The sequence below is a fragment of the Pseudomonas agronomica genome, from assembly GCF_025917275.1.
Lineage (GTDB): Bacteria > Pseudomonadota > Gammaproteobacteria > Pseudomonadales > Pseudomonadaceae > Aquipseudomonas > Aquipseudomonas agronomica.
In genome coordinates, this window is sequence record NZ_JAOSHO010000163.1 from 1 (window position 1) to 9,948 (window position 9,948).

11 protein-coding genes are annotated in these 9,948 nt (G+C 63.2%); 7 read left to right on the forward strand and 4 right to left on the reverse strand.

Translation table 11 applies throughout. From position 1 onward, the window contains the following. Nucleotides 1-65: 65 nt before the first annotated feature. The 4 genes from OC610_RS13690 to OC610_RS13705 form a co-directional block, all read right to left on the reverse strand. Complete coding sequence (locus OC610_RS13690; RefSeq protein ID WP_264428333.1) at nucleotides 66-2,126, reverse strand: methyl-accepting chemotaxis protein; 2,061 nt, start codon at nucleotides 2,124-2,126, stop codon at nucleotides 66-68. Between the two features lie 153 nt (nucleotides 2,127-2,279). Continuing rightward, entirely contained in the window at nucleotides 2,280-2,819 is a 540-nt protein-coding gene (locus tag OC610_RS13695; RefSeq protein WP_264428335.1) for a chemotaxis protein CheW, read from the reverse strand. Between the two features lie 10 nt (nucleotides 2,820-2,829). Beyond that, nucleotides 2,830-3,192, reverse strand: coding sequence for a twitching motility response regulator PilH (pilH, locus tag OC610_RS13700; protein WP_030137899.1), 363 nt, complete (start codon nucleotides 3,190-3,192; stop codon nucleotides 2,830-2,832). Between the two features lie 46 nt (nucleotides 3,193-3,238). Continuing rightward, nucleotides 3,239-3,670: a response regulator gene (locus tag OC610_RS13705; protein ID WP_264428337.1), complete on the reverse strand. Its 432-nt coding sequence runs from the start codon at nucleotides 3,668-3,670 to the stop codon at nucleotides 3,239-3,241. Between the two features lie 224 nt (nucleotides 3,671-3,894). Between OC610_RS13705 and gshB the strand changes: the two genes are divergently transcribed. The 7 genes from gshB (at nucleotide 3,895) to OC610_RS13740 (ending at nucleotide 9,933) form a co-directional block, all read left to right on the forward strand. Further along, nucleotides 3,895-4,866, forward strand: a complete 972-nt coding sequence (gshB, locus tag OC610_RS13710; protein WP_258648461.1) for a glutathione synthase — start codon at nucleotides 3,895-3,897, stop codon at nucleotides 4,864-4,866. A 96-nt stretch (nucleotides 4,867-4,962) separates the two neighbouring features. Then, entirely contained in the window at nucleotides 4,963-5,859 is an 897-nt protein-coding gene (locus OC610_RS13715; RefSeq protein WP_264428339.1) for an energy transducer TonB, read from the forward strand. A gap of 180 nt (nucleotides 5,860-6,039) precedes the next feature. Further along, a complete protein-coding gene (locus OC610_RS13720; RefSeq protein ID WP_230152362.1) occupies nucleotides 6,040-6,609 on the forward strand; it encodes a YqgE/AlgH family protein in 570 nt (189 codons plus the stop codon). Beyond that, a complete protein-coding gene (gene ruvX, locus OC610_RS13725) occupies nucleotides 6,609-7,046 on the forward strand; it encodes a Holliday junction resolvase RuvX (protein ID WP_264428342.1) in 438 nt (145 codons plus the stop codon). The genes OC610_RS13720 and ruvX overlap by 1 nt, the downstream gene beginning before the upstream one ends. A gap of 83 nt (nucleotides 7,047-7,129) precedes the next feature. Beyond that, nucleotides 7,130-7,636 (forward strand): bifunctional pyr operon transcriptional regulator/uracil phosphoribosyltransferase PyrR, encoded by a 507-nt coding sequence (gene pyrR, locus OC610_RS13730; protein ID WP_264428344.1) that lies wholly within the window; start codon nucleotides 7,130-7,132, stop codon nucleotides 7,634-7,636. Between the two features lie 24 nt (nucleotides 7,637-7,660). After that, the gene (locus OC610_RS13735) at nucleotides 7,661-8,665 is read left to right on the forward strand and encodes an aspartate carbamoyltransferase catalytic subunit (RefSeq protein WP_003177495.1); all 1,005 of its coding nucleotides are present in this window, start codon (nucleotides 7,661-7,663) and stop codon (nucleotides 8,663-8,665) included. Next, a complete protein-coding gene (locus tag OC610_RS13740; protein ID WP_264428349.1) occupies nucleotides 8,662-9,933 on the forward strand; it encodes a dihydroorotase in 1,272 nt (423 codons plus the stop codon). The genes OC610_RS13735 and OC610_RS13740 overlap by 4 nt, the downstream gene beginning before the upstream one ends. Nucleotides 9,934-9,948: the final 15 nt, after the last annotated feature.

Sequence of the window (9,948 nt, forward strand, 5' to 3'; positions counted from 1 at the left end):
AGCAAGCTCCCTCGCCACAAAAGCCTCCTCGCCACATGTCTTTTTCAATATGCAGAGCTGGTCAGTCACTGCTTGTCCTCATCGCCAGCCGGCACCGCCGGCAAGGTGAACCCCGACACCGAGCGGCGCAGTTGGCTGGCCATTTTCGCCAGGTTGCCGATGCTCTCTGCCGTGGCCGTGGAGCCCGAAGACGTTTGCGAGGTGATCTGCTGGATCACGTTCATGGTCAAGGATATCTGCCCCGCCGAGGTGGTCTGTTGCTGCGCCGCGTTGGAGATACTCTGGATCAACGCCGCGAGGGTCTTGGACACGCCTTCGATTTCTTCCAGGGCGACGCCGGCATCCTGGGCCAGCCGGGCGCCGCGCACCACTTCGGTGGTGGTCTGTTCCATGGAAATCACCGCCTCGTTGGTATCGGCCTGGATCGCCCGCACCAGCGTCTCGATCTGTCGCGTCGCCGCTGAAGAACGCTCCGCCAGCCGCTGCACTTCATCGGCCACCACCGCAAAGCCGCGCCCGGCATCGCCGGCCATGGACGCCTGGATCGCAGCGTTGAGCGCCAGGATGTTGGTCTGGTCGGCGATGTCGTCGATCAGGCTGACAATGTCGCCAATTTCCTGGGACGACTCGCCCAGGCGCTTGATGCGCTTGGCGGTGTCCTGGATCTGCTCGCGAATGTTGTCCATGCCATGAATGGTGTTGTGCACCACCTCGTTGCCCTTGTTGGCGATCTCCACGGACCGCTCGGCCACCGCCGACGATTCGGCGGCATTGGCCGACACCTGGTCGATGGATTGGGCCATTTCATTGATTGAAGTCGAAGCTTCGGAAATTTGCTGGGCCTGGTGTTCGGACGCCTGGGCCAAATGCATCGCCGTGGCCTGGGTTTCCTGCACCGCGGCGGCCACCTGGCCGGCGGTGAGGTTGATCGTCGCCACCAGGTCGCGCAGTTGGTCCACCGAATAATTGATGGAATCGGCGATGGTCCCGGTGAAATCCTCGGTGACCGAGGCGGTGACGGTCAGGTCGCCGTCGGCCAGGTCTTCGATCTCGTCCAGCAAGCGCATGATCGCGTTCTGGTTGCGCTCGTTCTTCTCTGCCGTTTCGCGCAACTGACGGTTGGTTTCGCGGACCATCACCAGGCCGATGAGGATGATCGACGTCAGCGCCAGCAGGCCCAGCACATAGCCGCCGATGGTGTTGACGGACCGTCCTCCCGCCAGGTTTTCGAAGGCCGAAGCCAGGTGCGAGGCTTCATCCAGCAAGGTTTGCGAAAGGTTGAAGATGTTGCCCGCCGATTCACGGACCTTGAACAGTTCCGGGGAGGTCTCGAGGATTTCATCCACAGAGCCCGAGACGAACTCGAACAGCTCACTGATCTCGCTCAGGCGCGCCCGGGCATCGCGGTCCTGCACCTGGGAAATCTTCAGGGTCGGGTCGCCTTGCAGCATGCCGTTGAGCACCTGGCCGAACCGCGCGGCATCACGACCGAACGTATCGGCGGCCTGGCTGGCGTTCTCGTCCCCCGCCAACACGGTATTCACCGCGCCGAGAATCCGCTCGGCCAACAGGGACTGTCGCTGGGCCATGGCCACCTGGGCGGCCGGCGCGCCACGTTGCAGGAGGATTTCGACGACTTTCTCGTACTCGACTTGCAGTTGCGGCACGGTTTCGGCCAGCGTCGCCGCGACCTGATGCAGCGACAAGACGGTTTGTTCGCTGGAAAGAATGGCATCGGTGTTCTTGAGCAGGCGCTCCCAGTCCAGCTGCACGGCACGCATCTGCGGACGCAGGGTGGCGGGCGCGGGCGGCAGGCCGGTGACCGGATCGCCCTGCTTCAGGTAACCCCAGCGCTGGGCGAAATCGTTGCGCGCATCGCTCAGCAATTTGAACGCGGCGGCCTTGCCGGCGGCGGCCTCGGTGGCGTTCTTGGCGATGCGCTGGGACAACACGCGCAACTCACCGGCATGGCCGATGTATTGCTTGTCATAGGTGGACTGGATGTTGAGGTACGCGAAGTTGGCGAACAACAGCATGATGAAGACAATCAACGCGACGAACAGCACGATGATCTGCGAACGACTGCGCGACGCTTCCAGTGGCTTGCCTGTTTTTGCTTTGATCATCGGTTCTCGCCTGTCCCCAAAACCCCAAACCACCGCCATTCAAATGTGGGAGCGAGCTTGCTCGCGATAGCGCCAGTGCAGTCAACATTGATGCAAGCTGTACCGCCGCTATCGCGAGCAAGCTCGCTCCCACAGGGGCCGCGCTGCGGCCTGTTAAACCGCCACATCCATGAACCCCGGCGACCGCGCCAGGGCAAACGGACTGAACACCTGCCACTGCCGCTCGCCCTCGAACCGGCCCTGGACGAAGGCCGTCTCCGGGCCATCGAGGTCGTTCGCCGAGGCCGGCGCCAAGCTGTCCCGGGCAAAATGCTGCAGGCCGAGCACCTCGTCCACCAGCAAACCGGCGAACACCTCTTCATGGTCCACCACCAGCACCCGCCGCTGCTTGCGCACGCTGGACAGGTCATGGCCGAAGAAGCCGCACAGGTCCATCAACGGCAGCAAACGCCCGCGCAGGTTAGCCACTCCGCGAACCCATGGCTTGACCCCGGGCAACGGCGTGTGACGCGGCTCGTGCAGCACTTCGCTGACTTCACCCATGGGCGCCACGAACCAGTGTTCGCCCAGGCGAAAGCCGATGCCGCTCCAGGTGTCGCGATGGACCGGTTGGGACGGGAGATCCGCGCCCAGCAACCGACAGCGCCGGTCGATCCGCAGCAACAGCTCGAAAGCGGTCAGGGACTGGCTCATGGCCGTGCGTTCAACCCAGTACTTTGTTCAGGGTAGCGATCAGGGTATCTTCATCCACCGGCTTGGTCAGGTAATCCCTTGCGCCCTGGCGGGTGCCCCAGACCTTGTCGGTTTCCTGGTCCTTGGTGGTAATGATGATCACCGGAATGTGCCCGGTGTCCGGGTCCTTGGTCAGTTGGCGAGTGGCCTGGAACCCGTTGAGGCCGGGCATGACGATATCCATCAAGACCGCGTCGGGTTTTTCCTGGCGGGCCAGTGCCACGCCATCGGCGCCGTTCTCAGCCTTGAGCACCTGATGGCCGTGCTTTTCCAACATGCCGGTCAGTTTGTACATTTCAGTCGGCGAATCATCGACGATCAGAACTCGTGCCATGGTGTTCCCCATTTATTCTGTAGACCTCGGGCCCGCAGGCCGAGCGTCATGAGTGTGCCTGGTGCGGCTGGACAGCGGCAAAGCCCGGGACATGGGCCTGTATCGCGCCCAGCAATTCTTCCTTGCTGAAAGGTTTGGTCAGAAACTGATCGGAGCCGACGATGCGCCCCTTGGCCTTGTCGAACAGGCCATCGCGGGACGACAGCATGATCACTGGCGTCGCCTTGAAGGCCCCGTTGTTCTTGATCAGGGCGCAGGTCTGGTAACCGTCCAGGCGCGGCATCATGATGTCGACAAAGATAATGCCTGGATGATGGTCGACGATCTTGGCCAGCGCATCGAAGCCGTCGACCGCCGTGATCACCTCGCAACCGACGTTGCGCAGCAGGGTTTCGGCGGTGCGGCGGATAGTCTTCGAGTCGTCGATGACCATGACCTTCAAGGCGCTGGGTTGCTGCTGCGTAGATTGCTCTGCCATTGCCACTGCGAACCGGTTTTTAACGCATAAGTGTGAACGACAGCGCAAACCCTTGATGTTCAAGGCCCGCACGTCACATGGCAGCCTTTTTAGCACAGTCTCCATCGCCGATCTATCAGCCGCTCGGCGTGGTGGTTTTTCCTTGACCGGCAATCGTCCGGGCGCCACTCTGACGCCACTTTTTCACGCCATTTGTGCCCATCGAAATTATGAGGAACCAAGCCATGAGCGTACGCGTCGGCATTGTCATGGACCCAATCGCCAGCATTTCCTACAAGAAGGATAGCTCGCTGGCCATGCTGCTGGCCGCTCAGAAGCGCGGCTGGGAACTGTTCTACATGGAGCAGCGCGACCTCTACCAGGCCGAAGGCCAGGCCCGGGCGCGGATGAAACCGCTGAAAGTCTTCGCCAACCCGGAGAAATGGTTCGAACTGGGCGAGGAAAGCGATGCACTGCTGAGCGACCTGGACGTGATCCTGATGCGCAAGGATCCGCCGTTCGACATGGAGTTCGTGTACTCCACCTATCTCCTGGAACAAGCTGAAAGCGCTGGCGTGCTGGTGGTCAACAAGCCGCAGAGCCTGCGCGACTGCAATGAAAAGCTGTTCGCCACGCTGTTCCCGCAGTGCACGCCGCCGACCATCGTCAGCCGTCGTCCGGACGTATTGCGTGAATTCGCCGATCATCACGGCGATGTCATCCTCAAGCCGCTGGACGGCATGGGCGGTTCTTCGATCTTTCGCCACACCGCCGGCCACCCGAACCTGTCGGTGATCCTGGAAACCCTGACCTTGCATGGCAAGCAGCAAATCATGATCCAGGGCTACCTGCCGGCCATCATCGATGGCGACAAACGCATCCTGATGATCGACGGCGAGCCCGTGGACTATTGCCTGGCGCGCATCCCGGCGGCCGGCGAAACCCGCGGCAACCTGGCGGCCGGTGGTCGTGGCGAAGCCCGTCCGCTGACCGACAAGGACCGCTGGATCGCCGCCCAGGTCGGCCCGACGTTGCGGGAAAAAGGCCTGCTGTTCGTCGGCCTGGACGTGATCGGCGAGCACTTGACGGAAATCAACGTCACCAGCCCGACTTGCATCCGCGAGATCGACAATGCCTTCGGCACCGACATCGGCGGGATGCTGATGGATGCCATCGAGAAGCAGCTGCAAGCGGCAAGTCACAAGCGACAAGTTTGATGCAGCTTGTCGCTTGCAGCTTGAGGCTTGAAGCTAAAAACCAACATTGCGTTATCATGCCCGGCCTGTGAAACCCGCGATGTTGGTTTTTTTGCCATGACACTCCCGTCCGATCTGCCCCTAGAGCTCGCCCATCGTGGCGTGCGCCCGGCTGATCGTCTCGGTTTTACCCTGTTCCTGGCGGCGCTGATCCACCTGGCCGTGCTGCTGGGCGTCGGGTTTGCCACGGTAGAACCCAAGCAGATCAGCCAGACCCTGGAAATTACCCTGGCGACGTTCAAGAGCGAGACCAAGCCCAGGAAGGCCGACTTTCTCGCCCAGGAAAACCAGCAAGGCAGCGGCACCCTGGAAAAGAAAGCGACTCCCAAAACCACCGAGATCGCACCATTCCAGGACAACAAAGTCCAGAAGATCACCCCACCGCCGGCCGCCAAGCCGGAGGTTCAGGAGACGGCGCCCAAGGCTGCCGTGACCACCGTGGCGCCGAAGCCGAAAAAGGCCCCGGTCAAGGAAGAGGTCAAGCCCGATCCGAAGCCCAAGGCACCGGAGCCGACCTTCGACAGTTCGCAACTTTCCAGCGACATCGCCAGCCTGGAAGCCGAGCTGGCCCAGGAGCAACAGCTGTACGCCAAGCGTCCGCGCATTCACCGCCTCAGTGCCGCTTCGACCATGCGCGACAAGGGCGCCTGGTACAAGGATGAGTGGCGCAAGAAGGTCGAGCGCATCGGCAACCTCAATTACCCCGAGGAAGCCCGGCGCAAACAGATCTATGGCAACCTGCGGCTAATGGTCTCGATCAACCGCGACGGCTCGCTGTACGAGGTGCTGGTGCTCGAATCCTCCGGCCAACCCCTGCTGGACCAGGCCGCCCAGCGGATCGTGCGCCTGGCCGCGCCGTTCGCGCCGTTCACCGGGGACCTGTCAGACATCGACCGCCTGGAAATCATCCGCACCTGGAAGTTTGCCCGGGGTGATCGGCTTTCCAGTAACTGACCTGCAGACAGTATCAATGCCCTGTGGGAGCGAGCTTGCTCGCGATGCGGTGTGTCAGTCGCCATCCATGCTGAATGATCAATGGCTATCGCGAGCAAGCTCGCTCCCACAGGGGATTGGTGACAGCCCCAAGCATTTCCCGGCTTGTCAGTTCGGCCCTGCCCCGCCACACTAGCGCCTATGAAAAACGTCAGCCCCACCTACCTCAAGCATCATTTCCTGATCGCCATGCCGCACATGGCCGATCCGAACTTTGCCCACACCTTGACCTACATCGTCGAGCACACGGCGAACGGGGCCATGGGATTGGTGGTCAACCGCCCGCAGGAGCTGAACCTGGCGGACATCCTTGAGCAATTGCGCCCCGAGGTCGAGCCGCCACTGCTGTGCCAGCATGTGCCGATTTTCATTGGCGGCCCGGTGCAGACCGATCGCGGTTTCGTGCTTCACCCCTCGGGTCCGAAGTTCCAGGCCACGGTGGACCTGGACGGCGTATCGCTGTCCACTTCCCAGGACGTGCTATTTGCCATCGCCGACGGCGTCGGTCCGCAAAAAAGCCTGATCGCCCTCGGCTATGCCGGCTGGGAACCCGGGCAACTGGAAGCCGAATTGGCCGACAACGCCTGGCTGACCTGCCCGTTCGACGCCGACATCCTCTTCAACACCAGCAGCGAATTGCGCCTGGAAGCGGCAGCCAGTCGGCTGGGTGTCAACCTCAGCCTGCTCACCAGCCAGGCGGGACACGCCTGATGGCCTTGCGCTTGCTGCTGGGCTTCGATTACGGCACCAAACAGATCGGCGTTGCGGTCGGCCAGGTCATTACCGGCCAGGCCCGCGAGCTGTGCACCTTGAAGGCGCAGAATGGCGTTCCGGACTGGAACCAGGTCGAAGCGCTGATCAAGGAATGGAAACCCGACGCCGTGGTGGTCGGCCTGCCGCTGAACATGGACGGCACGCCCAGCGACATGTGCCTGCGCGCCGAAAAGTTCGCCCGCCGGCTCAACGGCCGCTTCAACCTGCCCTTCTATACCCATGATGAGCGCCTGACGACCTTCGAGGCCAAGGGCGAACGCCTGGTGCGCGGCGGGCAAAAAGGCAGTTACCGCGACAACCCGGTGGACGCCATCGCCGCCGCCCTGCTGTTGCAGGGCTGGCTCGATGCCAATACCGCCCTGTTCGACACCTGATTTTTTGAAAGCGCCGCCAAGGCGCTTTCTTTTAGCGATAAACCGAGTCACGAGCACCGACCCGGAAACCTGAAGGAGCCAGCATGAGCCTGCCCAATCCTGCCGAACTGATCAGCCAGATGGCGATCCGTCTCACGGCGCACCTGGAACAACGCGGCATCAGCGAACCGCGCTACATCGGCATCCGCACTGGCGGCGTCTGGGTTGCCCAGGCCTTGCTCGATGAACTGGGCAGCGATTCGCCGCTGGGCACCCTGGACGTGTCCTTCTACCGCGACGACTTCAGCCAGAACGGCCTGCACCCGCAAGTGCGCCCCTCGGCCCTGCCATTCGAGATCGAAGGCCAGCACCTGGTGCTGATCGACGATGTGCTAATGAGCGGCCGGACCATCCGCGCCGCCATGAACGAACTGTTCGACTACGGCCGCCCGGCCAGCGTGACGCTGGTGTGCCTGCTGGACCTGGACGCCGCCGAGCTGCCGATCCGGCCGAACGTGGTCGGCGCGACGCTGTCGCTGGCCGCCCATGAGCGGGTCAAGCTCTCCGGGCCGTCGCCGCTGCAACTCGAACTGCAAGACCTTGCCCTTTAACTGCCCTTGTAAGAGTCCATCGCGATGACGCCTCTCGAAACCAAGCGCCCGCTGCAGCTCAACGATCAGGGCCAGCTGCGGCACTTCCTGTCCCTCGACGGCCTGCGCCGCGAGCTGCTGACAGAAATCCTCGACACCGCCGACTCGTTCCTCGAAGTTGGCGCCCGGGCGGTGAAGAAAGTCCCGTTGCTGCGCGGCAAGACCGTGTGCAACGTGTTCTTCGAAAACTCCACCCGCACCCGTACCACCTTCGAACTGGCGGCCCAGCGGCTGTCGGCGGACGTGATCACCCTCAACGTCTCCACGTCCTCGGCGAGCAAGGGTGAAACCCTGCTCGACACCCTGCGTAACCTCGAAGCCATGGCCGCCGACATGTTCGTCGTCCGCCACGGTGATTCCGGCGCAGCGCACTTCATTGCCGAACACGTCTGCCCGCAAGTAGCGATCATCAACGGCGGCGACGGCCGGCACGCGCACCCGACCCAGGGCATGCTCGACATGCTGACCATCCGTCGGCACAAGGGCAGCTTCGAGAACCTGTCGGTGGCCATCGTCGGCGACATCCTGCACTCCCGGGTAGCGCGCTCGAACATGCTGGCCCTCAAGACCCTCGGTTGCCCGGATATCCGCGTGATCGCACCGAAAACCCTGTTGCCCATCGGCGTCGAACAGTACGGCGTCAAGGTCTACACCGACATGACCGAAGGCCTGAAGGATGTGGACGTGGTGATCATGCTGCGCCTGCAACGCGAACGCATGACCGGCGGCCTGCTGCCGAGCGAAGGCGAGTTCTACCGCCTGTTCGGCCTGACCACCGCGCGACTGGCCGGGGCCAAGCCGGACGCCATCGTCATGCACCCGGGGCCGATCAACCGCGGCGTGGAGATCGAGTCGGCGGTCGCCGACGGGCCGCATTCGGTGATCCTCAACCAGGTGACCTACGGCATCGCCATCCGCATGGCCGTGCTGTCCATGGCCATGAGTGGGCAAACGGCCCAGCGCCAATTCGACCAGGAGAACGCCCAGTGAAGCTCAGCATTCTCGGCGCACGTGTGATCGATCCGGCCAGCGGCCTGGATCAAGTGACCGACATTCATATCGATGCCTGCAAGATCGTCGCCCTTGGCGCGGCGCCGGCAGGCTTCGCGGCGGTCGAGACCCTCGACGCCCAAGGCCTGGTCGCCGCCCCTGGCCTGGTGGACCTCAACGTCGCCCTGCGCGAACCGGGCTACAGCCGCAAAGGCAGCATCGTCAGCGAAACCCGCGCCGCCGCCGCCGGTGGTGTGACCAGCCTGTGCTGCCCACCGCAGACCAAACCGGTGCTGGACACCTCGGCCGTGGCTGAACTGATCCTTGACCGCGCCCGCGAAGCCGGCAACACCAAGGTTTTCCCGATTGGTGCACTGAGCAAAGGCCTCGATGGCGAGCAATTGGCCGAGCTGATTGCCCTGCGTGATGCCGGGTGCGTGGCGTTCGGCAATGGCCTGAACAGCTTCCGCAACACCCGTACGCTGTGTCGCGCACTGGAATATGCGGCGACTTTCGGCCTGACAGTCATCTTCAATTCACAGGATCACGACCTGGCCGAAGGCGGTCTCGCCCATGAAGGCCCTACCGCCAGCTTCCTCGGCCTGCCGGGCATCCCGGAAACCGCCGAGACCGTGGCCCTGGCCCGGGACCTGCTGCTGGTGGAACAAAGCGGCGTGCGCGCCCACTTCAGCCAACTGACCAGCGCCCGTGGCGCGGCACTGATCGCCCAGGCCCAGGCCCGTGGCTTGCCGGTGACCGCCGACGTGGCGCTTTATCAGTTGATCCTGACCGACGAAGCACTGATCGATTTCAACAGCGTCTATCACGTCCAACCGCCGCTGCGCACCCGCGCCGACCGCGAGGGCTTGCGCGAGGCGGTGAAGTCCGGGGTGATCTCGGCCATCTCCAGCCATCACCAGCCCCACGAGCGTGATGCCAAGCTGGCACCCTTCGGCGCCACCGAACCGGGCATCAGCAGCGTTGAACTGCTGTTGCCGCTGGCCATGACGCTGGTGGAAGACGGCTTGCTGGACTTGCCAACCTTGCTGGCGCGCCTGAGCGCCGGCCCGGCCCAGGCCTTGCAATTGCCGGTCGGAAAACTGGCCGCGGGCGCTGCGGCGGACCTGGTGCTGTTCGACCCCACCGCGTCCACCGTGGCCGGTGAAGCCTGGCGCTCCAAGGGCGACAACTGCCCGTTCCTCGGTCACAGCCTGCCGGGGGTGGTGCGCTATACGCTGATGGATGGGCGGATTACCCACCAGGCTTGATACCGCGCCGCCCCT

Bases quoted from the DNA above. Each gene is read 5' to 3' on its own strand.
- OC610_RS13690 (WP_264428333.1), bottom strand. From the start codon at position 2,126: ATGATCAAAGCAAAAACAGGCAAGCCACTGGAAGCGTCGCGCAGTCGT.
- OC610_RS13695 (WP_264428335.1), bottom strand. From the start codon at position 2,819: ATGAGCCAGTCCCTGACCGCTTTCGAGCTGTTGCTGCGGATCGACCGG.
- pilH (WP_030137899.1), bottom strand. From the start codon at position 3,192: ATGGCACGAGTTCTGATCGTCGATGATTCGCCGACTGAAATGTACAAA.
- OC610_RS13705 (WP_264428337.1), bottom strand. From the start codon at position 3,670: ATGGCAGAGCAATCTACGCAGCAGCAACCCAGCGCCTTGAAGGTCATG.
- gshB (WP_258648461.1), top strand. From the start codon at position 3,895: ATGAGCGTACGCGTCGGCATTGTCATGGACCCAATCGCCAGCATTTCC.
- OC610_RS13715 (WP_264428339.1), top strand. From the start codon at position 4,963: ATGACACTCCCGTCCGATCTGCCCCTAGAGCTCGCCCATCGTGGCGTG.
- OC610_RS13720 (WP_230152362.1), top strand. From the start codon at position 6,040: ATGAAAAACGTCAGCCCCACCTACCTCAAGCATCATTTCCTGATCGCC.
- ruvX (WP_264428342.1), top strand. From the start codon at position 6,609: ATGGCCTTGCGCTTGCTGCTGGGCTTCGATTACGGCACCAAACAGATC.
- pyrR (WP_264428344.1), top strand. From the start codon at position 7,130: ATGAGCCTGCCCAATCCTGCCGAACTGATCAGCCAGATGGCGATCCGT.
- OC610_RS13735 (WP_003177495.1), top strand. From the start codon at position 7,661: ATGACGCCTCTCGAAACCAAGCGCCCGCTGCAGCTCAACGATCAGGGC.